The organism is Streptomyces sp. NPDC007088 (genome assembly GCF_042869355.1).
GTDB lineage: Bacteria > Actinomycetota > Actinomycetes > Streptomycetales > Streptomycetaceae > Streptomyces.
Genome location: NZ_JBIAFO010000010.1, coordinates 99,588 through 121,539, shown reverse-complemented (window position 1 = coordinate 121,539; position 21,952 = coordinate 99,588). Strand labels below are relative to the sequence as shown.

23 protein-coding genes are annotated in these 21,952 nt (G+C 71.9%); 13 read left to right on the top strand and 10 right to left on the bottom strand.

Annotated features, from left to right (window positions below):
- The first annotated feature begins 581 nt into the window (after nucleotides 1-581).
- The 9 genes from ACFYMP_RS17790 (at nucleotide 582) to ACFYMP_RS17750 (ending at nucleotide 12,418) form a co-directional block, all read left to right on the top strand.
- Complete coding sequence (locus tag ACFYMP_RS17790; RefSeq protein WP_388857807.1) at nucleotides 582-1,832, top strand: XRE family transcriptional regulator; 1,251 nt, start codon at nucleotides 582-584, stop codon at nucleotides 1,830-1,832.
- 177 nt (nucleotides 1,833-2,009) lie between these two features.
- Nucleotides 2,010-3,557, top strand: a complete 1,548-nt coding sequence (locus tag ACFYMP_RS17785) for a condensation domain-containing protein (protein ID WP_388857804.1) — start codon at nucleotides 2,010-2,012, stop codon at nucleotides 3,555-3,557.
- An 81-nt stretch (nucleotides 3,558-3,638) separates the two neighbouring features.
- On the top strand, nucleotides 3,639-4,649 hold the full coding sequence (locus ACFYMP_RS17780) for a sugar phosphate nucleotidyltransferase (RefSeq protein ID WP_388857801.1): 1,011 nt from the start codon (nucleotides 3,639-3,641) through the stop codon (nucleotides 4,647-4,649).
- Nucleotides 4,646-6,202, top strand: coding sequence for an AMP-binding protein (locus tag ACFYMP_RS17775; RefSeq protein WP_388857798.1), 1,557 nt, complete (start codon nucleotides 4,646-4,648; stop codon nucleotides 6,200-6,202). The genes ACFYMP_RS17780 and ACFYMP_RS17775 overlap by 4 nt, the downstream gene beginning before the upstream one ends.
- Nucleotides 6,202-8,085, top strand: a complete 1,884-nt coding sequence (locus tag ACFYMP_RS17770; RefSeq protein ID WP_388857795.1) for a hypothetical protein — start codon at nucleotides 6,202-6,204, stop codon at nucleotides 8,083-8,085. Before ACFYMP_RS17775 ends, ACFYMP_RS17770 begins: the two co-directional genes overlap by 1 nt.
- Complete coding sequence (locus ACFYMP_RS17765) at nucleotides 8,082-9,218, top strand: 3-dehydroquinate synthase family protein (protein WP_388857792.1); 1,137 nt, start codon at nucleotides 8,082-8,084, stop codon at nucleotides 9,216-9,218. The genes ACFYMP_RS17770 and ACFYMP_RS17765 overlap by 4 nt, the downstream gene beginning before the upstream one ends.
- The gene (locus ACFYMP_RS17760) at nucleotides 9,215-10,222 is read left to right on the top strand and encodes an N-acetylglucosamine kinase (protein ID WP_388857789.1); all 1,008 of its coding nucleotides are present in this window, start codon (nucleotides 9,215-9,217) and stop codon (nucleotides 10,220-10,222) included. The genes ACFYMP_RS17765 and ACFYMP_RS17760 overlap by 4 nt, the downstream gene beginning before the upstream one ends.
- Before the next feature lie 44 nt (nucleotides 10,223-10,266).
- On the top strand, nucleotides 10,267-11,058 hold the full coding sequence (locus ACFYMP_RS17755) for an inositol monophosphatase family protein (protein WP_388857786.1): 792 nt from the start codon (nucleotides 10,267-10,269) through the stop codon (nucleotides 11,056-11,058).
- Between the two features lie 13 nt (nucleotides 11,059-11,071).
- Nucleotides 11,072-12,418 (top strand): hypothetical protein, encoded by a 1,347-nt coding sequence (locus tag ACFYMP_RS17750; protein ID WP_388857783.1) that lies wholly within the window; start codon nucleotides 11,072-11,074, stop codon nucleotides 12,416-12,418.
- Here the strand turns inward: ACFYMP_RS17750 and ACFYMP_RS17745 are convergent.
- From ACFYMP_RS17745 to ACFYMP_RS17730, 4 genes are all read right to left on the bottom strand, one after another.
- Nucleotides 12,402-12,962, bottom strand: coding sequence for an NUDIX hydrolase (locus ACFYMP_RS17745; protein ID WP_388857780.1), 561 nt, complete (start codon nucleotides 12,960-12,962; stop codon nucleotides 12,402-12,404). The two genes, ACFYMP_RS17750 and ACFYMP_RS17745, sit on opposite strands and share 17 nt — an antisense overlap.
- A gap of 99 nt (nucleotides 12,963-13,061) precedes the next feature.
- Complete coding sequence (locus ACFYMP_RS17740) at nucleotides 13,062-13,736, bottom strand: hypothetical protein (RefSeq protein WP_388857777.1); 675 nt, start codon at nucleotides 13,734-13,736, stop codon at nucleotides 13,062-13,064.
- Nucleotides 13,733-14,326 (bottom strand): hypothetical protein, encoded by a 594-nt coding sequence (locus tag ACFYMP_RS17735; RefSeq protein ID WP_388857774.1) that lies wholly within the window; start codon nucleotides 14,324-14,326, stop codon nucleotides 13,733-13,735. The genes ACFYMP_RS17740 and ACFYMP_RS17735 overlap by 4 nt, the downstream gene beginning before the upstream one ends.
- A complete protein-coding gene (locus tag ACFYMP_RS17730; protein ID WP_388857772.1) occupies nucleotides 14,323-15,018 on the bottom strand; it encodes a hypothetical protein in 696 nt (231 codons plus the stop codon). The genes ACFYMP_RS17735 and ACFYMP_RS17730 overlap by 4 nt, the downstream gene beginning before the upstream one ends.
- Before the next feature lie 80 nt (nucleotides 15,019-15,098).
- Between ACFYMP_RS17730 and ACFYMP_RS17725 the strand changes: the two genes are divergently transcribed.
- Nucleotides 15,099-15,875: an isoprenyl transferase gene (locus ACFYMP_RS17725; RefSeq protein ID WP_388857769.1), complete on the top strand. Its 777-nt coding sequence runs from the start codon at nucleotides 15,099-15,101 to the stop codon at nucleotides 15,873-15,875.
- A gap of 2 nt (nucleotides 15,876-15,877) precedes the next feature.
- Here the strand turns inward: ACFYMP_RS17725 and ACFYMP_RS17720 are convergent, their stop codons facing one another.
- The 6 genes from ACFYMP_RS17720 to ACFYMP_RS17695 all read right to left on the bottom strand — a co-directional run bounded on the left by ACFYMP_RS17720 (nucleotide 15,878) and on the right by ACFYMP_RS17695 (nucleotide 19,583).
- Nucleotides 15,878-16,723, bottom strand: a complete 846-nt coding sequence (locus tag ACFYMP_RS17720; protein ID WP_388857766.1) for a hypothetical protein — start codon at nucleotides 16,721-16,723, stop codon at nucleotides 15,878-15,880.
- Nucleotides 16,720-17,409 carry a polyprenyl diphosphate synthase gene (gene uppS / locus ACFYMP_RS17715; RefSeq protein WP_388857763.1) on the bottom strand — a complete coding sequence of 230 codons (690 nt, stop codon included), beginning with the start codon at nucleotides 17,407-17,409 and terminating at the stop codon, nucleotides 16,720-16,722. Before uppS ends, ACFYMP_RS17720 begins: the two co-directional genes overlap by 4 nt.
- Nucleotides 17,406-18,494 carry a polyprenyl synthetase family protein gene (locus tag ACFYMP_RS17710; protein WP_388857760.1) on the bottom strand — a complete coding sequence of 363 codons (1,089 nt, stop codon included), beginning with the start codon at nucleotides 18,492-18,494 and terminating at the stop codon, nucleotides 17,406-17,408. The genes uppS and ACFYMP_RS17710 overlap by 4 nt, the downstream gene beginning before the upstream one ends.
- Before the next feature lie 192 nt (nucleotides 18,495-18,686).
- Nucleotides 18,687-18,863 (bottom strand): hypothetical protein, encoded by a 177-nt coding sequence (locus tag ACFYMP_RS17705; RefSeq protein WP_388857757.1) that lies wholly within the window; start codon nucleotides 18,861-18,863, stop codon nucleotides 18,687-18,689.
- 142 nt (nucleotides 18,864-19,005) lie between these two features.
- On the bottom strand, nucleotides 19,006-19,287 hold the full coding sequence (locus ACFYMP_RS17700; protein ID WP_388857754.1) for a hypothetical protein: 282 nt from the start codon (nucleotides 19,285-19,287) through the stop codon (nucleotides 19,006-19,008).
- Nucleotides 19,284-19,583: a hypothetical protein gene (locus ACFYMP_RS17695; RefSeq protein ID WP_388857751.1), complete on the bottom strand. Its 300-nt coding sequence runs from the start codon at nucleotides 19,581-19,583 to the stop codon at nucleotides 19,284-19,286. Before ACFYMP_RS17695 ends, ACFYMP_RS17700 begins: the two co-directional genes overlap by 4 nt.
- Nucleotides 19,584-19,718: 135 nt before the next feature.
- Here ACFYMP_RS17695 and ACFYMP_RS17690 point away from each other — a divergent pair, with 135 nt between their 5' ends.
- Genes ACFYMP_RS17690 through ACFYMP_RS17680 form a run of 3 tightly spaced genes read left to right on the top strand, consistent with a single transcriptional unit; the run spans nucleotide 19,719 to nucleotide 21,892 of the window.
- Nucleotides 19,719-20,276 carry a hypothetical protein gene (locus tag ACFYMP_RS17690; RefSeq protein WP_388857748.1) on the top strand — a complete coding sequence of 186 codons (558 nt, stop codon included), beginning with the start codon at nucleotides 19,719-19,721 and terminating at the stop codon, nucleotides 20,274-20,276.
- 23 nt (nucleotides 20,277-20,299) lie between these two features.
- Entirely contained in the window at nucleotides 20,300-21,136 is an 837-nt protein-coding gene (locus tag ACFYMP_RS17685; RefSeq protein WP_388857746.1) for a hypothetical protein, read from the top strand.
- A 48-nt stretch (nucleotides 21,137-21,184) separates the two neighbouring features.
- Nucleotides 21,185-21,892, top strand: coding sequence for a hypothetical protein (locus tag ACFYMP_RS17680; protein WP_388857743.1), 708 nt, complete (start codon nucleotides 21,185-21,187; stop codon nucleotides 21,890-21,892).
- Nucleotides 21,893-21,952: the final 60 nt, after the last annotated feature.

Genomic DNA, 21,952 nt, shown 5'->3' with positions numbered 1-21,952 from the left:
ACGCGCTGCGGGCCGCGGTGTCGGTGTGGTCGGCCGGTCCCCTGCCAGCAGCTGGTGGCGATGCCGGGCCGGGGATCCGGTACTGCAACAACCCGAACGAGGGAGGCGCAATCAGATGACTGCGTTGACGAAGCGTTGTCCGTCGGCGACCTTACGGCCCAGGCGCGGCCCGCCGCCTCAGACGGACATTGCGCAGATGCCTCAATGCTCGTACACACCATCGGCCATGACGGTGTATCAGGCAACAGCGCATGGTGGAAGACAGCCACCGCCGCCTTCTCAACCGCTGGGCCAGCGTCTTGGCCCGCCACCGTCTCGACTCAGTGCCAGGGTGCGCCGCGCGGCTCTGCGGTGGTCCCGCGGTGTTCCCGGTTCGCCCTTCTCGTCGTCACGACCGTTGCTCGGATCTGCGGACGCAGTTCCTCTCTTACTCACCGGAGAAGATCATGGCTGGTGGCACTGCCCGCGATTCGACGCCTCTGGCGCCGACCAGCAGCCGTGGAGGCGAACCTGCCGTCCTGGCGGGAGGAGTCTCAAAGGGGTCCGGGCGCCGGGTTCGGGAGAAGAAGCCGAACCCTCAGTTGCAGAGCGCCATCGAGAGGTCGGGGCGCTCGTACGGGCAGATCGCCCAAGACCTCACGGCTCTCGCCCGCCAGCGAGGACACCACCAGATCGCGACAGGTCGTGCGCGAGTGTCGCACTGGGCCTCGGACGGTGAGCAGCCCAAGGACCCGGTGCCGGAGCTCTTGGCGGAGTTGTTCACCGGATATCTCAAGCTCGACCGGTCACTGACGCCGGCGGATCTGGGGCTGCGGTCGGCCTTGCCCGACGACGCGCCCGTTCCAGCAGCCGCCTCCCCCCAGGGCCTTCTGGGCATGGGGGCCAGTCTCGAGACCGTACGGTCCTACACCCGCTCGTCCCGGATCAGCGAGCTGCGGGCCGGGGACATCGAGGACCTGGAGCTGTCCGTGGCCCAGTTCTCCGCGACCTACTCAGCCCACCCCCCGGCGAAGCTGTGGGAGAAAGTCGCCCCCCTCCGGGAGCGTGCCGCATCACTCCTGACGCAGAGACGCCATACCCTGCGCGAAGGCCGGGATCTGTCCCGTCACGCCGGGATGCTCTCGGTCGTCCTCGCGTGGCTCGCGCACGATCTGGGCGACCGCGGCTTCGTCGACGCCTACTGCGACGACGCGTGGGAGCAGGGACATCAGGCCGGCGACCTGGAGATCGGTGCGTGGGCGGAGGACGTCCGCTGCACCGACGCCCTCTACTCCGGCCGTGATGTGGATGCCCTGGCCGCGGCGACCCGGGGGCTGGCCGTCGCACCGCCGGGGAGCAGGGTCGCCCTCCGGCTGCTGGCCCAGCTGGCGCGCGTGTACGCCAAACTCGGCCAGGCCGCGCAGTTCGAGGAGACCATGCGCCGCGTGAGACACGAGAGCGACCGACTGCCGCCGCACCGCGCGGGGCTCTTCAGCGTGGACGCGGCAGTGGTCACCTCCTACGGCGCGTCCTCCATGGTGTGGCTGGGACAGCACGAAAGGGCGCTGGAGTCCGCTCTTGAGGCGATCCAGCGGTACGAAGCCATGCCTCTTCCGTACCAGGCACCCACGCGCCTGGCGATCGCACGCCTCGACCTCGCTCTCGCCCATACCTCCCTCGGCGACCCGCGGGCGGCCATCGACGCCGCGACAGCGGCGCTGGCCGAAGGCCGGATCGTCCAGTCGGTCCGTACCCGGGCTGAGCACGTCCACTACCGGCTCACCCTGCGGTATCCGACCGCCGACGGCCTTCCTGATCTGCAGCAACTTCTGAACGGCCTGCCGAAGGAGTAGGCCGCCTCGCTGCGCGCCGGGGTGTTGCGCCCGTACCGCAACGCCGGTGCCTCTGGTGGCGCTACGCGTCGATGCGGTCAACTCGCATCGCCGGACGAACTCCCGGCCCCGCGTGCCTGTTCGGGTTCTGGCCCCCGTACAGCCACGCGGTGTTCCGTGACGAAGGGAAAAAGGGCTATGGCCCCGTCTGTGACGCCACCGCCGGACGAGCTCCGCCTCGCCGGCCTGGTGCGTCCCATCTGGGAGACGGTCCTTGGTCGCCCCGTGACGACGGACGAGGACTTCTTCGAGGCCGGGGGTGATTCGCTGACCGCGCTCGCCGTGGCCAGCGCCGTCAGCCGGGCGACCGGCCGACCTCTCCCGGCCGGGTGGCTCTACCGCCACCCGCGGTTCGAGGACGGCGTCCGGTCCCTGCTGCAGGCCGCGACGGCGGGCATCAGTGCGCCGGTGACGCAGCCGAGGCAGGGGCACCACCCCCTTTCCTTCCAGCAGGAGGGACTGTTGGACGTCATCGCCCACATCGGAGGGAACCACCGGTATCAGGTGGCCTACGCGGTCGCGATGGACCCCACGGTCGACATCGGCCGGCTTCAGGCTGCGTGGGAGCGGATGCCGGAGCGGCATCCCGTACTCGCCACCCGACTCGCCCGCCACGGTGGCGAACGCGTCCAAGACGTCTCCACCGCGGCACAACCAGCCCTGGAGACGATCGCCGCCCCCGGGGGCGGGGCCGGGCAGGAGACGGACCGCTGGGCGTCCGCCCCGATCGCTCTTGATGAGCCCTTGGTCCGCGTCGGGTTGGTACGGGGCGCGGATGGTGTGCGCCTCGTACTCGCGGCCCACCAGATGGTGATGGACCCCTGGTCCTGGGGACTGCTTCTCCAAGACCTGTCCGCCCTGTACGCCTCCCCGAACACCGAGGGAGCACCGGAGCTTGCGTACTCCGACTACGCCCGCTGGCAGCGCACCCACCTCACCGGAGACACCTACGCCCGGCACCTGGATTTCTGGCGGGAGTCGGCCGACGGCTTCCCCGCTGACGGAATGCGCCTGCCGGGAGCCCGAGGTGACGCCGGGCCCGCAGGGCCCGCCGCCCGGCTGCCGGTCCACATTCCCGACGCGCGGGTTGCCGCACTCGAGGCCTGGGCCCGGGCGGCCGGAGCGTCGCTGTTCGAGGTACTCCTCGCCCTGTTCAACCTCGCCGTGGGCCGCTGGGCCGGCACCGACGATGTCCTGGTCGCCAGCGCCACCGCCAGCCGGACCGCGCCGGGTACGCAGGATGTCGCCGGCTTCTTCGTCAACGGCCGCTTCACCCGTACCCGTCTGCCGGCCGGGACGGTGGCTGACCTGATCGACCGGGTCAAGCAGTCCTGGCGTGCGGCCGACGAGCATCGCGAACTGCACCTGGAGAAGACCCTCTTCGACCTGGATCGGCCGGACATGGCGAACGTGAAGTTCTCGCTCAACACGGTCCCCGGGCTCGCGCAGTTGCCGGTCCTGGGCGGACAGCGGCTGCGCGCCGTGCCCGTGACCGGCGCGGCCAGCGCACGGCGTCACCTGAGTGTCGGCCTGACCCGGGTCGGCGGCGCCTTGGCCGGAGCGGTGACCTACCGCACCGATGTGCTCGGCCGGAATGCAGTGGCCGGGCTGCTGGGCGAGTTCGACCGGGCACAGCGCGCGTTCGCGGCGGGCCCGGATCAGCACATCGCTCTCACGAACCACTAGACCAGCGACCGGTCCGCTGAACGCGGGCCGCCTGTCCTGGGGCGCACCGCCGCGTGCGGGCGCTGGGGGAAGGACGCACCGATGAAAGCTCTCGTACTGGCAGGCGGACAGGGCAGCCGCCTACGGCCGCTCACGCCCACGCTGCCCAAACCGCTGGCCCCGGTGGCGAACCGGCCGGTCCTCTCATGGGTGCTCGATCACCTGGACCGCGCCGGCGTCGAAGAGATCGGGGTGATCGTCCCCGTGGCCGACATGACGCTCTTCCGGCGGATCATCGGCTCCAGCACGCCCGTTGGTACGCCGGTGCGGTGGCTGCCCGAGGCCGCCGCGGCGGGAACCGGAGGCTGCCTGCGCCAGCAGGCCGCCTTCTTCGGCGGCGGCCCGGTACTTGTGGTGCCCGCCGACATCGTCTCCTCGGTCGACCTCGCCCGGCTCGTCGGCCACCACCACGCGGTCGGCGCAGCGGTGACCGTGGCCGTCGTCGCGCGGGACGGGGCCCAGTGGTCCGGAGACGTCCTCGTGCCCGATCCCGCCCGGCCGGGCACCGCCGCCGCCGCCTACCGGTTCAAGCCGGGCGGCACCGGCCGCCTGCGGGGATCGACCGGAGCGTGGATCGTCGAACCGGACGTCCTCGACTGGATACCCGCGCACGGCTTCACCGACTTCTCCAGCCAGACCCTGCCCGCCCTGCCGATGCCCGGCCTGGCTCTGGGACTGTTCGACGCGGGCGAGATCTACCTCCGGGACATCGGCACCCCGGCCAAGCTCCTCACCGGCAACCAGGAGGCCGCCGCCAGGTTGTCCCCGCTGGAAGTGGCGTCAACTCTCGGCACTGGAGCCCGGATCGACCCGAGCGCTCACGTGGGTGAGCAGGTCCTGATCGGTGAAGGAGCCCAGATCGCCGCGGATGTGCGCCTCACGGGCCCGGCCGTGATCGGCCCGCACGCCCGCATCGGTGCGGGAGTCCACCTCAACGGCGCCCTCGTCTTGCCGGGCGCCCAGGTCGACGCCGGCACTCGGGTCACCGAGGAGATCGTCGGCGACCCAGCCGGTGCGCGCGATGTGCTGCTGCGGCTGGCGGCCGGACGATGACGGGCCCGGTTCCCTCCGTCGCCGCTCAGGTCCTGGCCTGGTGCGCCCGTACGCCGGACGCCGTCGCCGTGGAGCAGGGGGAGCGCCGGTGGACCTACCGGGAGCTGGAGCACGCGGTGGCCGGTGTCGCCGCCGAGCTCCGGGCCGCCGGTGTGCGCCCCGGGCAGGTCGTCGCGGTCACCGCGCATCGAGGCATGCCTGCGGCCGCCGCGTGGGTGGCGGTGCTGGCGCACCGCTGCGTCCTGCTCCCCCTGGATGCCGCGCTCTCCCCGGCCGCCCGCACCGACATGCTCACCTGCGGCAAAGCCGGATGGGACCTGCGCGGCCAAGACGTCGACGCCCGCGCCCACCCCGGTATCCCGGTGCTGTCCGTCTCCGGAGAACCGCGCGCACCCCGCCCGGCCCTCGACTCTCCGCCCCCTCCGGGGCCGACGGAGGCGGGGTACGTGTTCTTCACCTCGGGCAGCACCGGGGAGCCCAAGGCGATCCTGGGCCGTCACCGGAGCCTCGCCGCCTTCCTGCCGTGGCTCGCCGCCACCCTGGACGTCACGCCGGACGACCGGGTCCCGCACCTGGCCGGGGTCGGCTTCGACATGTCCCTGAGAGAGGTGCTCCTTCCGCTCACGGCCGGGGCCCGTCTGTGCCTGCCCCCGCCAGGGCCCTTGCCGCCCGGCGACATCCTGGCGTGGCTCGCCGATGCCGGATCCACGCTGGTGCACACGGTGCCGACCGTCGCCCGCGCCTGGCTGCACTTCGCGCCCGAGGGGATACGTCTGCCGCAGCTGAGGACTGTGCTGTTCAGTGGCGAGCCGCTCACCGACACGCTCATCCGCCGGTGGCGGGCCCACCTCGACTACCGGGGCGTGATCGTCAATCAGTACGGGCCGACCGAGACGACCCTCATCCGCTGCTGGCACCCGGTCGACCGCCCGGTGCCCGGCATCCAGCCACTGGGCCGCCCGATCCCCGGCAGCGCAGCGTGGATCGAGGACCCGCCCGGCGTGCGCGTCCCGGCGCACGTGGTGGGCGAGATCGTCATCCGCACCGATTGCGGCACCAGCGGCTACCTCGGCGAAGAGGCCCTCACGGCCGCCCGGTTCTCCTTCGGCCCCGACGGCGAGGTCACCTACCGCACCGGCGATCTCGGCAGCGTCGACGAGGACGGCCTGCTCCACTTCCACGGCCGCAGCGACGACCAGATCAAGATCCACGGCGTCCGGTTCCACCTCCACGGCGTGGAAGCGGCCCTTGAAGCCCAGCCCGGCATCGACCAGGCCGCCGTCACCGCCGAACCCGGCGTCGACGGGGCGCCGCCGCGCCTGACCGCGCATCTGGTGCTGTCCGCCGGCCAGAACCGGATCCCGGACGGCCTGCGCGCGGCCCTCCTCGACCACCTCCCGGCGGCCGCTGTCCCCTCCCGGCTGCTGGCCGTGGACGCGCTGCCGCGCACCTCGGCCAGCGGCAAGCTCGACCGCCCCCGCCTCACCACCACCCCACCCTCCGTCCCGCACGGCATCACGCCTGCGGTCTCCCATCCCAAGGACACCTCCTGATGCGTACTTCACCCCAGTCCCCGCCGGCCCCGCAGGACCTGACGACCCTCGCCCGCGGCCTGCGCGCCTTCGCCTTCGCCGCCAACAAGCACCCGGGCGGAGCCTCCTCCGCCATCGAGGCGATCACCGCCCTGTACTTCTGCGGCGCCACCACCCTCGCCGAGCCGGGCCCGGTCCGCGACCGGCTCATCTACTCCAAGGGCCACGCCGCCGCCGGCTGGTACGCCGCGCTGTGGACGCTCGGCGCGATGCCCCAGATGACGTGGCAGGACGCGACCGGCTTCGGGCAGGTCGGCCACCCGGTACCCCGCATGCCGGTCCGCGGGAGCGTGCCGGGCATGGAGATGAGCACCGGCGCCCTCGGCCAGGGCCTGTCCTTCGGGGTCGGCACCGCCCTCGCCGACCGGCGCGACGGCCTCGGCACCCGGACCTTCGTCGTACTCGGGGACGGCGAGTGCACCGAGGGCCAGGTGTGGGAGGCGGCGATGACCGCCGCCCGGCTCGGCCTGAAGAATCTGGTGGCGCTCGTCGACGCGAACGGCTCCGGCAGCGTCATCAAGCTCGACCGCACGCAGTGGGCGCAGAAGTTCGCCGCGTTCGGCTGGCGCGCGGTGGACCTGGACGGGCACGACATCGGCGCCATCGCCCAGGAGCTGCGCGCCGACACCGACCGGCCGACCGCGCTCATCCTCAACACCGTCAAGGGCCGGGGCCTGGCCCCCGAGGTCGAGGGCTCCAACACCCTGTCTGCGGAGGTCGAGGAGGAGCACCTGCCCGACTGGGACACCGGCGCGCTCATCGAGGCGGCCCTCGCCGTCATCGACCGTCACCACCCCCACGCCGCCCGGGCCCGTGCCGCCTCCGGAACGCGCCCGGCAGTGACCGCGCCGGTCCGGCCCTCCCGCGCCGAGCTCCTCGGCCAGCTCGCCGGACACCCCGACGGGGCCGAGGTCGTGGCGAAGAAGGCTCTCGGCGGGGACCTCGCCCAGGAGCTCGCCGGGCTGCCCCTGCTGTGGATGGCCCCCGACGCCATCCGCAACAGCGGCCTCCTCGCGCGGATGGAGCAGGTCGGGTCCTGGACGTGGGGCACCCCCGGCGCGGACGTGCTGCAGTGCGCCATCGCCGAGCAGGACGCGGCCTCCCTGGCCGCCGGCGCGGCGAGCGCCGGACTGTGGCCGGTGCTGTTCTCCATGGAGGGTTTCTACTGGCGGATGCTCGACCAGATCCGTGAGTCAATCGCCTTCCCCCAGTTGCCCGTTCTGCTGGTGGGCACCTCCGGGGGTCTGGGTGACCCGCTCGGCCCCATGGTGCAGTCCGATGGCTGCCTGACCGCGCTCGCCGCCATCCCCCAACTGGAGCTGTTCGAGGCCGCCGACATCAACACGGCCAAGGTCCTGGCGGCCGAAGCCCTCGCCTCCGGCCGCCCCGCCTACCTGCGGCTGCCGCACGAAGCCGTGCCCGTCCGCCACAGCCTCACCGAACTCGCCGCCCGCCCGGCCGACACCGGCGCCTGGACACTCGCCGACGCCGCCGACCCCGACCTCGTCCTGGTGACTGCCGGGGCGCTGCGCGAGCGTGCCCTCCAAAGCGCCGAGCAGCTGCACGCCCACGGCCACACCGTCCGGGTCGTGGAGATCTTCAGCTACAGCCGCTTCGCCCGTCTCAACGCGGACCAGCGTGCCCAGTTCTTGCCGCCCGGGGTACGGGCCGTCAGCATCCACAACGCTCCCAGCAGCTTCCTCGGCCACCTGCTGGGCGAGAACGGGCTGGCCATCGGCGTCGACACGTACGGCATCGCCGGCTGGCCGCAGAACGCCCTGTACGAGGCGGCCGGCCTGACCACGGACGCGCTCGTCGCCCGCATCCTCAAGGAGCTGGCATGACCTCCTCGCACCTTGGTCTGTCCTTCCGTGACCAGGGCCCGATCCAGGTCAGGGCGCACCGGGTCGACAGCTACACCGTCGACGTCGACGAAGGGCTACTCAGCGGCCTGGCCGGGCTTCTCACCGACGTCCTGGACCGGCTGGAGAGCCCCGACGTGGTGATCGCCGTCGACACCGGCGCCGCCGAGTACCATCTCGGCGCTGTCACCGCCGCCGTGCTGTCCACCGGCCGGCCCTTCCAGGTGGTGCCGGTCCCGGCCGGCGAGGCGAGCAAGTCCCCGCGCGGGCTGCGCGCCCTGCACCGCGCCCTGCACCGCCACTGTGCCTCCCGGCGCACCCTGCTGTTGGCGGTGGGCGGTGGCATGGTGTGCGACCTGGCGACCACCGCCGCCGCCGGGTACATGCGCGGCATCCCCTACGCCTTGCTGCCCACCACGGTCCTCGCCCAGGTCGACGCGGCGATCGGTGGCAAGGGCGGACTCGACGACAACGGCGCGAAGAACCTTCTCGGAGCGTTCCACCATCCCGCGGCCGTCTTCGTCGACCCGCTGCTGACCGGCACGCTGCCCGAGCGGCACGTCCGCAACGGCCTGGCCGAGGTCATCAAGGTGGCGCTCATCGACGACACGGACGACCTGTTCCACGTCCTGGAGCAGCACCCCGACCAGCTGCCGACCGGGCAGGCGCTGACCGGGATCGTGCGCGCTGCCATCGCCGCCAAGCTGCGTCTCCTGGCGGAGGATCCGTTCGAGCAGGGCGACTTGCGGCGGCTGCTGAACCTCGGCCACTGCATCGGGCACCCCTACGAGGCAGCCACCGGCTACCGGGTCCTGCACGGCGAAGCCGTCGCCGTCGGCATGGCGGCTGCGGCCGCGCACGCCCACCTAGCCGGCGTCACGGCCCTGGACGAGCGGGACCGGATCCTGCGTCTCCTCGATGCTTATCGGCTTCCCGCCGTTTTGCCCGAGGCGATGCGGGAGCGCACCTGGGAAGGGATGGGCACGGTCCGCCGCGTCCGCGGAGGCCCGCTTCACCTGGTCCTGCCCCGCACACCCGGCCACTGCACCGTGACCGACGACCTCGACCGCGCCTCCTACGACAAGGCCGTCTCCGAGCTGGCGGCCCGCCCGTGAGCGATCCCGATCCGTACTGGCTGCTGATCGAGGGCGGCGGGAGCCGCACCTGGGCTGCCCTGGCCACCTTCGGCTCCGTCCGCGCCGAGGGGGAAGGGTCCTCGACCAACCCCCGCTCCGTGGGCCACGACCAGGCACACGACACCCTGGCCGAGCTGATCCGCGCCCTCCCCCGCAGCGGAACGCTGCGGGGAGTCGTCGCCGCCCATGGCGCCGCTTCCACCCGCGGCTGCGCCGACGAGTTCGCCGCCCTGATCCGGCGGGCGATGGCCACCGCCGGCCACCCGCCCGTCCCGGTGCTGGTCACCAACGACATCGTGCCGCTGCTGCTCGACGGCGACGGCCCGCGGTGCGTGGTGATCTGCGGCACGGGCACCGGGTTCGCCGCCCGCAACGGCGACCGCTGGGCGCGGGCCTCCGGGCTGGAATGGCTGCTGTCCGACGAGGGCGGCGGTCATGACCTGGCGGCCCGCGCACTGCGAGCCGTCGTCCGGTCTCAGGACGGGCGCGGCCCCGCCACCGCGCTCGTCGACGCCGCGCGCCGATGGTGCCCGCCAAGCCCCGACACGGACGCTTCCCTCGGCGAGAGTCTCTTCCATGCGATACACGGCGACGCCGCCCGCAAGCCGTACGTCGCTTCGTTCGCGCCGTTCGTGCTCGAGACGGCCCGCGCCGGCGATCCGGTGGCGGCCGCGCTGCTCGACGACGCCGCCCGAGAGCTGGTCGAAGGAGCCGGGGCGGTCTGCCGCGCCGTCGGCCTCGGCACGGCGGCACCGCCCGCGCTCGTCCTGTCCGGTTCCCTGCTCCACTCCGACATCCTGCGCGAGCGGTTCCTCAGCCGGGCCCGCGCACAGTTCGGTGACGGCGTTGTTCCCCGGGTGGCTTCGGCCCCAGGGCCGGGCCTAGTGAACCTGCTCAGCCTGTGGCAGGGCCCGGCGGCGATTGCGGCCCTGGGCCGGGCCATGCCCGTGCACGCCGACCCCATCCCGGGAAGCGGGCCGTGACCGCGCGGTGCGCTGGGGCGCCTGCGCCACCGGCAGGCGCGGACGTGGAGCTCGGGCGCGCGCTGCGCTCGGTCCTCGGCACCTGCCGCCGGGACATCGCCCGCTTCCGTGCGGCCCCGGCCCCCGCGCGGGACAAGGCGAGTGTCCACGGCGGCCGCGAAGTCGTCACCGAGCTCGACCTCACCCTGCAGGACCGCCTCACCGCCGAGCTCTCCTGCGCGTTCCCCGGAATCCCGGTGATCGCCGAGGAGGGCCTGGCCGAGATCCCCCAACTGCCCGACGAGTGCCTGCTCGTGGATCCGCTGGACGGCACCGCGCCGTTTCTCGCCGGCAGCAGCGACTACGCGATCGCCGTCTGCCTGGTCCGCGACGGCATCCCGGCCGAAGGCGTCATCGACCTGCCCGCCCACGACCTCCGCATCAGCGCGGCGCCCGGTCTCCTCCATGTCACCGGCGACGTGACCCGGCTGCCGCACCACGGCCCCCGCGCCGTCCTGACCAGCCCCGGCCACACCGGCACCGTCCAGGACCGGTTGGCCGGGACCGGCTGGTCCGCGCACCCGGTCGCCACCGCCAGCGTGAAAATCGCCTTCGTCGCTCTCGGCCGCGCCCCGGCCGCCCTCTACCTGCCCCGGCCCGGCCGCGGCGCCGCGCCGTGGGACTACCCGGCCGCCGCCCTCGCCGTCGCCGCAGCCGGCGGAACCGTCCACGACACCACCGGCAGCGACCTGGCTCGCACCCGGCCCGGCCGGCTCGACGGCTGGCTCGCCCTGCTCCGACCACCTGACGCGGACCTGTCGGCGCTGCTGCGCCCACCGGCCGCTCCCCATCTGTAGAAGGACCTCTTCGATGCGTTCCCTCGCCACCACCACCGACGGCTGGCGCGGCCGTCCCGGCCCGGACTGGGCCGAACCGCAGCTCCTCGCCGCCCTCGACCATTGCGCCGCCCAGGGCGCCTTGGGCGAGCACGTCCTGATCGGGCACGACGCCCGGGCCGGCGCACGCGAAGTCGCGCACCTCGCCGCCGACCTGCTCGCCCACCGCGGGCTGAGGACCCACCTCGCCTCGACACCCGGGCCCACACCCGCGTTCGGAAGTCTCGTGCACGCAAGGCCCGACCTGACCGCGGCCGTCGTCGTCACCGCCAGCCACAACCCGCCCGGATACATCGGCATCAAGGTCCGCGACCGCTCCGGGCACGGCATCCCCTGGCCCCAGCCCCCGGCGGACGCCGCCCTCGACCCGGGCCTGTTGGAGGTGCGCCACCACCAGCGCACCGATGTCCTCAGCCCCTACATCGGTGCCGTCGGCGACCCGCTCAGCACAGCCGCCGGAGCCTTCGACGGTGACGTCCTCCTCGACGCCGCCCACGGCGCGGTCGGCGTCCTGACCGGGCTTCTGCCCGGCATCCGGGTCCTGCGCGGGCGCCCGCTGCCGTTCTTCGCCGGGCAGAGCCCCGACCCCGTCCCCCGCGTCCACGCCGAACGCACCGGCCGCGCCCTCCTGGACCGACTCGCCCACCGCGAGCGGGCCCTGCTGGCGATGACCGACGGCGACGGGGACCGGCTCGTGCTGTTCACCCACCGCTCCGGCTACATCCCCAGCGCCGAACAGGCCGCCGCGCTGCTGTACGCGGGGCTACCGGTGCAACGGCTGATCACCACCCACGTCGCCCCCCGCATGGCCTTGCGCGCCGCGCGGCGCGCGCAGGCCGGCCTGAAGGTCACCGAGACCGACGTCGGCTTCAAGCACCTCGTGGCGGCCTGGCGCGAGGCGCCCGTCCGGGCACTGGCGCTGGAGCCCAACGGTGCGCTCGTCCACGTCGCCGGCCCGGACGGCTACTTCGAGCGGGACGCCCTCACCGCCCTCACCGCCCTCCTGCGCACCTTCACGTCCTTGGAGGACCTGGACGACGCCGTCCATGACGTCCGCCAGGCCCACCCGCACACCCAGCTCGTCCACACCACGCCCGCCACGCTCACCGACGTGCTGCGCGCTCTGCCCGGCCTGCTGCCCACCTGGCGTGCCGACATCACCGGGCCCGTCGCCCACTACGACGACGGCGCGCACGGCCACATCGCCGTGCGCGCCTCCGGCACCGAACCGGGCACCCGCCTCTACATCGAAGCCCCGGCCGAGACGGCCGAGCTGCTCACCCGCACGCTCGGCGGGCCGGCGTTCAAACTGTCTGCTTGAGCAGGCCGGCGGCCACCAGCCCGGCCAGGCCCATGTCCGCGTCGGTCAGCTGACCGCCCAGGACATGGGCCACGTACTCCGCCACCGGCAGGGTGAACGGCTCCACGAACTCGTCTCCGTCGGGCCGGGGCTCGGCGACCTTGCGGCAGCCCTGCGCGAGGACCGCGTAGCGGACGTGGGTGGCGTACGAGGCCAGGTAGGTCTGCATGACGACGGTGAGCGACCGGGCCTCGAAGCCGGTCTCCTCCAGCAGCTCGCGGGCCGCGGCGTCCTCGACCTCCTCGTCCGGCCCGACCAGGCCGCCGGGCAGTTCCTTGAGGACCTTGCCGGGGCCGGGGCGGAACTGGCGCACCAGCACTCCGCGGCCGTCGTCCGTGAGCGCCACCAGCGCCACGGTCCGCGGTCCGTTGAGGATGTCCCAGTCGCCCTCGCGGCCGTCGGGGTAGCGGTAGGTGCGGCATCCGACCTTCAGGAAGCCGGCCGGCTCGGACCGTTCACCGGTCAGGGCCCATTGCAGTGCATCGCGATCAGTCACGGTACGCATCCTATTCGGCTCGAAGAGTGACAGTGCTGGTGGTGTGGCGAAGGGCGCGGGGGTGTTGCGCAGGCTCCGCAACACCCCCGTCCCGGTCTGAGCCGGGGTTCAGGCGGCTGTGATGACGCCCTGGTCGGCGAGCTGCTGCCGCATGGCGCGGTACTCGTCCATCGTGACCGGGCGCTGCCCGCGCGCGTGCTTGGGCTTGCCCGCCTGCGCGGCCTGCGGCCAGTCGTCGGCGGCGGGCAGCATGTCCAGCGCGGCATGGGACCGGTCCTTGGCCCGCGGCCCCCGGATGAACAGGGTGACCGTCCCGGGCAGCATGACCGTCTGGTGGATCATCGGGTGCCCGAGGGTGTAGGCCGAGCCGGGGCGCTCGATAGTGATGATGCCCGGCTCGATGTCGGCGGCGGTGAACTCTTCTTCGCTGGTGCCGGTACGGCGCCGCCACACGTGGATGTAGGCGCCTTTGAGGATCTTCACCGTGAAGGAGTACTTGTGGTCGTGCGGCACCAGCTCGCGGCTGCCGGGCGACATGTGCAGGCGGATCTGCAGACCGCGGGCGTCGTCCTGGTAGAGGACGAGCCGGTTGATCAGCGGGTGGATCTCGCTCTCGGCCAGGCGGTGCGGATCGTGCTCGATCTCGTGGACGAGGCGGGTCAGCAGTCCCTGGTCGGCGCCGAGGCGTTCGAGGATCTCGCTGCGGACGCGGTGGCTGGCCCGCAGGTCCGTGTCGTCGATGGCCGGCAGGTCGTCGAGCCAGCTCCGGGCGGCGGTCGTCATCGCGCGTTCACCTCCGTGGCCGCGTGGCCCCCGGTGAGCGCGGGCGTGATCAGCGCCTGGGCGGCCGCGAGTATCTGCAGGTAGGTGTCGGCGTCGAGAGTCGGCCCTTCCGGCGCCAGAGGGGCGCGGGCGACGACCAGCTGGGCGCCGTCCGGGCTGGTCTGCGTGGTACGCAGGGTCCCCGGGTGGCAGGCGTAGGTGCTTTCGGGCTGGAAGGTACGCAGGTACCAGGGGTGATCGGCCTCCACGTCGCCGCGGTGGCGGAAGCACTCCAGGTAGTGGGTGCCGGCCAGGGTAAGGGTGACGGTCTTCTCGGCAGCCTCGGCGGGAGCGGGCGTGCCGTCGGCGTGGGTCCGCAGGTACAGGGCCACGTCGTCCTCGCGGTGCAGGAGGAGGTGGGTGTGGCCGTTCCCGGTGAACGACTCCGCGGCGTTGGCGGCGTCCGCTGCGGTGATCAGGGTGAGGGCCTGGCGGGCCGCGTACGGCAGCCATCCGCCGTGGAGGATGTCGGGGCTGTCTGGGACGTCGGAGGGAGCGCTGCTCTGGTCGAGCAGCGCGGTCACAGGCGCAAGCAGGGCAAGGCGGGTCACGGGCGGGCGGGCCTTTCTGTGGTGATGACGCCGAGGCGTGCCAGCTCCGCGACGCGGTTCTGGAGCTGGGCGGGGGACATGGGGGTGGAGCGCCGGTAGCGGGTGTCGTCCCGGACCGGGCGTCCGTGGTCGTCCTGGTGCAGGTCGTGCAGGTCTGAGGCCGAGTGCCATCGGCTTTGGCGCGCCGGGCCGCGCAGGAAGAGGGTGACCGAGCCGGGCAGGACGGCGGTCTGGTGGACCAGGGAGTGCATGAGGAGGTATCCGCTGCCCGGCCCCTCGACGGTGACGGTGCCGGCCGCGAGGTCGGCGGAGGTGAACGGCCCGGTCTGGTCCTGGCCGGTGCGCCGGTTCCACGTGTGGAGATAGCCGCCGTGCAGGACACGGACGGCGAAGGGGTACTTGTGGTCGTGCGGTATCAATTCCAGCTCTCCCATGGGGAACGCGTGCAGACGCAGCTGCCACCGGTCGGCCCCGGTGGTGTCCTGGGCCAGGACGAGCCGGTCGACCAGCGGGTTGGTCTCGCACCTCTGCCGCCGGGCGGGGTCGTCCGCCAGGGAGCACACCAGCTCGGTCAGCAGAGCCCGGTCCTTGGCCAGGGCGCTCAGGACTTCCCTGCTGGTTTTCGCGCAGGCACGCGGCCGGTTCCAGTCGATCGTGTCGAGCGCGGTGGCGAGATTTGTGATTGTCAGCATCGAACCTGCTTCGGGCCGGTGAGGATGGCGATACGGTGACGCTGATCTGGCAGCGCGGATGAACAGCGAAGGGGAGCGGCGTGGCACTCAAGGCCGTCCGGCGGGCGTTGGAGAAGGTGTACGTCAGGCGCCTGGCCGGCAAGCTGAAGGGCGCGCCCCGGCCCGCGCACGTCGGGATCATGCTCGACGGCAACCGCCGCTGGGCCCGCGGACAGGGGCACTCCGACCCGCGTGAGGGCTACCGCATGGGCGGGGCCAAAGTCAGCGACTTCCTGCGCTGGTGCGTGGAAGCCGACCTCGAGCACGTGACCCTGTGGATGCTCTCCGACGACAACCTCAACCGGCCCGCCGACCAGCTCGGTCCGCTGCTGGAGGTCATCGAGGAGACCGTGCAGAAAGTCTGTGCCACGCCGGGCCCGTGGGAGATCGAGATCATCGGAGCCCTGGACCTGCTGCCCGGGGACAGCGCGCAGAAGCTGAAGGACGCCGCCGCACAGACCGCCGGCCGGGGCGGGATGCGCGTCGACGTCGCCGTCGGCTACGGCGGCCGCCGGGAGATCGTGGACGCGGTCAAGGCCGCGTTCGAGCAGCACACCGCCGCCGGTGGCGACCCGATGGAGCTCGCGGACAGGTTCGACATCGAGCACATCTCCGAGCACCTGTACTCCTCGGCCGGGCGCGACACCGACTTCATCATCCGGACCTCCGGTGAGCAGCGGCTGTCTGGCTTCCTGCTGTGGCAGTCCACCTACGCCGAGGTCCACTTCGTCGAGGTCCTCTGGCCGGCGTTCCGGCAGATCGACCTGCTGCGCGCCCTGCGGTCGTATGCGGCCCGCGAGCGCCGGTACGGCCGGTGACATCAGGCCAGATGCGCGGTGCGCGGGTCGGCGAGGATCGTCTCGATCGCTCGCTTCACTGAGCGGTCCTGGTCCTCGTCGTCGCTGTCGACCACGACGCACCGCCAGCTCTGCGCCACGTCCTCGAAGGCCTCTTGGACCCTCACCATCAGGTCCATGTACGCCTCCCGGCCGGTGCCGCGGCCGGCCAGCCCATGATGCTCCAACACGCCCAGGCCGCCGCGCGTGGCGATGAGCCGGTCGTACGCGCGCTGCGGGTCGCACCGTACGAGGACCGGCACGTCCCGGAAGGGGTCGGGCGCCAGGACCATGGTGGCCGAGCGCAGCGCGGTGACGGCGGCGCGCCCGTGGCGTTCGTCGGACGCGATCTGGGAAGCGAGCAGGCACAGCTTGGTGACCATCTTCAGCGGGTGGGTCTCCTCGATCACCGCAGTGCCCCGGTCCAGCTCGGGCTGGACGACGCTGGTGTAGTAGACGAGGCTGCCGGCGATCTCGCTCAATGCGGCCGCGGTGATGGCCTGCGGGTCGTTGGCGCTGATGCGGGCCCCGCTCAGCTTCTGTTCCAACACGGTGTCGCGGAGATCTCCCGACGGGCCGGGGAGCAGCTCCCCGAGCGCCTGCCCCTCGTCGTTGCGGGCGAAGGAGTACAGCGAGCGCAGCCCCGCGTCGTAGAGCGCCCGGTTGGCGTGAGCGACGTGCCCTTGAGGCTGTTCACGCAGGTAGTCGCGTCGCGACAGGATGCGCACCTTCCTGCCGGCCGCTGCCAGTTCCTCGCGCAGCGCTCGCGCGATGGTGGACTTGCCCGAGCCGTCCACGCCCAGAAAAGAGATGGATGATCCAGGGGTCATAGGTATGCCTTCCGGTGTTCGGCCAGGGCCCGGGCCAGGTCGTCCCGGCTGAAGTCCGGCCAGTGGGTGCGGGTGAACCACAGCCGCGAGTCGGCGGCCGTCCAGAGCAGGAATCCGCTGCCGCGTTGTTCACCGGAGGTCCGAATGAGAAGTTCGGGGTCCGGCTGGCCGCGGCTGATGAGCTGGTGGAGGTCTTCCGGCGTGAGCCGTTTGGCCGCTTCTCCCGGCGAGATCCCCTCGTCGGCCCAGCCGGCGAGCAGTCGGCGGATGCCGCCGGTGATCTCGCTGCGGCCTCCGTAGCCAATGGCCAAGTTCACGGTCAGCCTGTTCGGTACCTCGGCAGTGGTCGTCTCAGCGTGTCGCACGGCGGCCGCGACAGGCGGAGGAAGGAGCTCAGCGTCACCCAGATGATGGATGCGCCACCGCTTCGACCACGCCAGCTGGAGCGCCGCAGCCGTGATGATCTCCATCAGCGCGTCCACTTCCTCCCTGTCGCGACGCAGGTTGTCGGTGGAGAGCATCCACAGGGTCACGAAGGAGATGCCCGCCTCCTCGCACCAGGAAAGGACCTGCGGAATCCTGCCGAAGCCGATCCGGTGACCGTCGGAGGGCGACAGCCTGTGCCGCCGTGCCCATCGGCGGTTTCCGTCGAGGACTATGCCGACGTGGCTCGGGACGGTACTCACAGCAGACGCTCGATGCCCCAGACGGGGACGTCCCGGAAGAACGCCACGGCCTCGCCCTCGCCCCAGTCGGCCCACGCGGCCGCCTCTCGGCTGGCGAGGTCAGCGTAGCGGCGCATGGCGGTCAGCAGCGCCCGGTCAACGCGGTGGTCGCGAATGATCTGCCGGACGTTGTCCACGTCCGCCTCCGAGGCGTCCGGCCGACCCAGGACCGACTCCAGCACCTTCCGCTCACTGGGCGAGGCGGCCAGCAGCACCATGCGGATCGGGTAGGTGACCCGGCCGTCGCGGACATCGGCGCTGGCTGGCTTCCCGGTGACCTTCTCGTCGCCGAACAGGCTCAGGTAGTCGTCCCGCATCTGTCCCGAGACGCCGAAGGCCCAGGCGTAGCGGCGCAGGGTCTCATTGTGCTCGCGCGGGTCCTGTTCCGCTGCGAGCAGGCCGAGCTGGAGCGGGGCGAGCGCGGAAGAACGGGCGGCCTTGTAGTCGCAGATGGAATGCAGCAGGTCCTCGTCCGGAACGCCGAGGAAGTCCCGCTCGAGGTCGAAGATCTGGCCGAGGAACGTGGAGGTGGCCGCGGTGAGCTGCAGTTGTGTCATCGACTGAACCATCCAGGCGGGCAGGGCGGTGTCGGCGATCACCTGAAAGGACAGCGCCAGTGCGAGGTCGCCCGCGAGCAGGGCGAGCCCGAGAGCGTGCTGGGGCCGGTCCGGGATCGCGTTGCGGTAGGCGTAGTACGTGGACGGGCCGCCGCGGCGTGTGGGGGCGTCGTCGATGATGTCGTCGTGGATGAGGAGGTGGGCCTGGAGCAGCTCGATGCTCAGCGCGGCCGTGTCGACCGCATCCTGACGACCCGTGCCGGGCACCAGATTCATCGCCTCGTACACGAAGGCGACGCGCTGCCGCTTGCCTCCGCGCAGTGCCAGTTCCTCGACGCGGTCCAGGGCCTCGGGAGCGAAACGGCTGAGCTGCGGCACATCCCAGCTGTCGCGCAGCGAGCGAAAGTAGGCCTCGAACAGATCCTGGAATCGGTTGCGGTGGACGACGATGCGGCGCCCCATCTCGTGGGTGACCACAGTGGCGTTCATGCGCGAAAAGAGCCCTTCTGTGCACACCAGCCGGCGATTCCGTACTCGGTGGAATCGCTGATCAGGACGGAAAGCGGCCGTACAGGCAAATGCGCCCTGCGGCCACGGCCAGTGCATCCCGCCCAGGTGTTGCGCCGGTAGAGGTGACGGTGTCGCGGTTGTCGCGCAACAGCCGGGCGCGGGCCCGGAGGCTCAGCGGCGCCTGCCCATCGACCGAGGAACTGCCTGCGTGACAGCAAGATGCGCGGGCCGGGTGACCATGTAGGCGATGGCGTCGGCGACATCCTGCGCGGTGAGCGCCGCACGGTCCCTGCGCAGCAGGCCGGCGGTCAGCGCTGTGTCGACGAGACCGGGCTCGATGACGGCCACCCTCACTCCGTGCTGCTCCAGTTCCTGTCGCAGGCCCTCGCCAAGGCGACCTGAGCCCCGAGTGCGGAAAGCTCAAGTGCCGCCGCGCGGCCGATCCCGCTCGTGGCCCCGGTGATCAGGACGGATACGCCCGCCAGACGGCTCACCTCCCCCCCCCTTCTCCGACGCGCAGAGCGGGAGTTGCTCGTGACCAGCCCACCGGCCTGGCCGCGTATGTCGCGGCCGAAGCCGTGGTCGTCCCCAGTACCGGGCTGGTCGCGATGACGGTGACCTCGGCGTGCACATTGAGCAGAGCGAGTCCGTCCTCCATCGACTGCTGAAGGCCGGCCAGCGTCCGACCGTGCGGGTAGACACCGTGAACCGCTCGTTCGGCCGCCCACTGCCGTCCTACACGGACCGCCCTGACCTCGATGGGCTCGCTCATGCCGCCGCCCCCCGGAGGTCTTCGATGATCTGTGTCGCGAGAACGTCCGGAATCGGGGTGGGCAGGACGATACGTCGGGCGACCACCGCCCCCGTCTCACAGGCCAGCGCCGCCAGCTCTACCGCGTCGAGCGCAAGGTTGCGGCCGGTCGGCCGGGTCCCGGGCAGTAGCGCGCGCGCCTCATGCCGGTTGAGGAGCACCAAGTCGGCGCCCAGCGCCCGGATGCGACACCTCGCCCTCGTGGAGAACGGGCTGCGCTCGTACCCGCATGCCTCGTAGACTTTGCCTGCTGTCATCGGGGGGCCACCCTCCTGTGCTCCGCCTGGTGTGTTCGTGTACCAGGCGGAGCTTTTTTGTGCGTGTGTGGTGCACCCCTTGCCATAACGCCTCGCAGTGAGGCATTATGGAGTCATCAGCACCGAGGGGACCCGATGAGCAGCATCACCACCGCGCAGGCCGCCAGCCGAGCGCACGTCACCGTCGCCACCATCCGCGTCTGGGCCCGCAACGGCGTCATCGCCGCGACCAAGGCAGCCGGCCGCTGGTCCATCGACACCGCTTCCCTCGCCCGCCGCATCACCATCGGCGCCATGCGCGCCAGGAAGGCCACCCGGATCATGGCTGAGCCCACCGGAACGATCGTCTCCCTGCCCCGCGGCCGCTACGGCGTCCGCGGCAACGCCGAAGCCCTCGCCGCCGCCTACCGCGACCGCGCGCCTGTCACCCCCACCAATCCCCCCTACGCCCAGGACAAGGTGTTCCTCGGCCTCGCACGCCAGACCTACGGCGACTACGGCATCACCCCCGAGACCCTCGGCCTCTACGACACCACCGACGACGGCGACGCCGTCTACTACCTCGACACGAACGACCTCTCCCAGTGCCCGGCCTTCGCGACGGCGTACTGGGAGGCCATCGCACAGACCGACCAGGCAGCCGCCGCCGCGCAGGCCCGCGACGACGACTACCTCAACCCCCGCTACACGTGATCCACCGCCACCCAGGGGAGCCGATGGGCACCATCACCGCCGTTCAGGCCGCAGCTCAAGCTCGTGTCAGCATCCGTACGATCCACTCGTGGTGCCACCGTGGCGCTGTCACCGCCACCAAGCAGGCCGGCCGCTGGGTCATCGACAGCTCGTCCCTTCTCTGCCACGTCGCTCTCGTCACCCGCAAGCGCACTACGTACCGCCTGGAGCAGGAGAGCGGAATCAGCGAGGGCCACGAGTACACCTTCTGGAGGATCGCCCTCGCTGACGGCACCGCCAGTGGCCACGGACCGGGGAAGGACCCTCGTCTGGCCGGGAGCGAGAGCGTCTTCCACCGCAAGGAGACCGCGGCTTTCCACCTCCGCTTCTACGAAGAAACGGACTCCTGCTACCACATCCGCCTCCGCCGGCCGCCCGCCCGGAGCATCAGCCCCTCCCCATGGTGGGAGATCACTGGCGGAGAAGACGACGACCCCGCGCATTTGAAGCGCCGACTTCCCGTCACTCGCTCGGACACCTACGCGCTCTCCACCTGCGACGTGCTCATCATGTGGGCTCAGCAGCACGCCGCCGGTGCCACCGCACGCGTCATCAAGCATGGCCAGCGGAAACTGGCTGAGGCCGCTGAGGCGGCGGCGCGCAGGGCCCGCGCAAAGCGGCTCGCCGAAGCTGCTCGCCTCAAGGGGCCTCTGGCCACCGACCGCCAGGTCGACTACATCCTGACTCTTCTCGCTCGCCGCGAGCGCAACGGCGAGTGCGGCGGCTCCTTCGCCGGCCCCACCACTCGCGCCGGCCTGGAGGAAATGTCCCGCAGCCAGGCATCGGCCTGCATCGTCTCGCTCACCGACACCGACCAGTAATGAGGCGCCCTGGCGCCCGTCCCGACGCACTCTCATGGAAGGCGACACATGAAACTCCTGCCCATCCCCTACGACACGCCGGTTCTCATCAAGACCTCCAACTCCGGTCTCGACAACCGGCAGTACGTCAGCGAGCGCTACCGGGGCGGGTGGTGGTGCGAGGTGACGTGGGTGCCTGCCCGCAACGACTCGATCGCGCAGGTACACGCCCCGGGCCACCCCGACCACGACTTCCTCACCCTCAGCCTGCCTGCCGACGACCCCGACGAGGCGGAGGGAACCGCTCACCAGGCCATTCGGGTCGCGCGGGAGCTCGTCGCAGTCGTAGACCGGGACGACGCCGCCTGCGGGGACGGCCTCAGGGAGGTCATGGCGGCCCTAGGGAAGAGGACGGACCGCTTCGGAGGCGCGTGGAGCGAGGTCTTGGAGTGGGTCCCCCAGGCCCGGGCGGCGCTCACCTTCGAGGACCTGCCTGAACTGCACATCGGGGGTGCTGTCCCCGCTGACACGTTGTGGACGGTCAGCATGGTGGCGGGCTTCCTCGGGTATAGCGGGGATGCCGCGACTGGCAGCGCCCGAAAGTGGCTGTTTCGGCACGGTCTCCAGTCCGAGGGGCGGGAGGTGGGGCGGTGGGGCGAGTCCCTGTACTCCGAGGCCCGGGTGCGTGAGGCCGCCGAGGCGAGCCCGGGCAAGGGGCGCCGGGGCGCCCGCCGAGAAGACGGAGGCCGGTTCGCCACCGCGGACAGTGATGCGTAGTCCCGGATGTGGGCGGTGTGCCCGCTGCTGGCGCAGCACTTGACGCGGCCCGGCGTGATG

Coding starts and splice junctions, on each gene's coding strand:
- ACFYMP_RS17785 (WP_388857804.1), top strand. CDS start 2,010: ATGGCCCCGTCTGTGACGCCACCGCCGGACGAGCTCCGCCTCGCCGGC.
- ACFYMP_RS17780 (WP_388857801.1), top strand. CDS start 3,639: ATGAAAGCTCTCGTACTGGCAGGCGGACAGGGCAGCCGCCTACGGCCG.
- ACFYMP_RS17775 (WP_388857798.1), top strand. CDS start 4,646: ATGACGGGCCCGGTTCCCTCCGTCGCCGCTCAGGTCCTGGCCTGGTGC.
- ACFYMP_RS17770 (WP_388857795.1), top strand. CDS start 6,202: ATGCGTACTTCACCCCAGTCCCCGCCGGCCCCGCAGGACCTGACGACC.
- ACFYMP_RS17765 (WP_388857792.1), top strand. CDS start 8,082: ATGACCTCCTCGCACCTTGGTCTGTCCTTCCGTGACCAGGGCCCGATC.
- ACFYMP_RS17750 (WP_388857783.1), top strand. CDS start 11,072: ATGCGTTCCCTCGCCACCACCACCGACGGCTGGCGCGGCCGTCCCGGC.
- ACFYMP_RS17745 (WP_388857780.1), bottom strand. CDS start 12,962: ATGCGTACCGTGACTGATCGCGATGCACTGCAATGGGCCCTGACCGGT.
- ACFYMP_RS17740 (WP_388857777.1), bottom strand. CDS start 13,736: ATGACGACCGCCGCCCGGAGCTGGCTCGACGACCTGCCGGCCATCGAC.
- ACFYMP_RS17730 (WP_388857772.1), bottom strand. CDS start 15,018: ATGCTGACAATCACAAATCTCGCCACCGCGCTCGACACGATCGACTGG.
- ACFYMP_RS17720 (WP_388857766.1), bottom strand. CDS start 16,723: ATGACCCCTGGATCATCCATCTCTTTTCTGGGCGTGGACGGCTCGGGC.
- ACFYMP_RS17710 (WP_388857760.1), bottom strand. CDS start 18,494: ATGAACGCCACTGTGGTCACCCACGAGATGGGGCGCCGCATCGTCGTC.
- ACFYMP_RS17700 (WP_388857754.1), bottom strand. CDS start 19,287: ATGAGCGAGCCCATCGAGGTCAGGGCGGTCCGTGTAGGACGGCAGTGG.
- ACFYMP_RS17695 (WP_388857751.1), bottom strand. CDS start 19,583: ATGACAGCAGGCAAAGTCTACGAGGCATGCGGGTACGAGCGCAGCCCG.
- ACFYMP_RS17690 (WP_388857748.1), top strand. CDS start 19,719: ATGAGCAGCATCACCACCGCGCAGGCCGCCAGCCGAGCGCACGTCACC.
- ACFYMP_RS17685 (WP_388857746.1), top strand. CDS start 20,300: ATGGGCACCATCACCGCCGTTCAGGCCGCAGCTCAAGCTCGTGTCAGC.
- ACFYMP_RS17680 (WP_388857743.1), top strand. CDS start 21,185: ATGAAACTCCTGCCCATCCCCTACGACACGCCGGTTCTCATCAAGACC.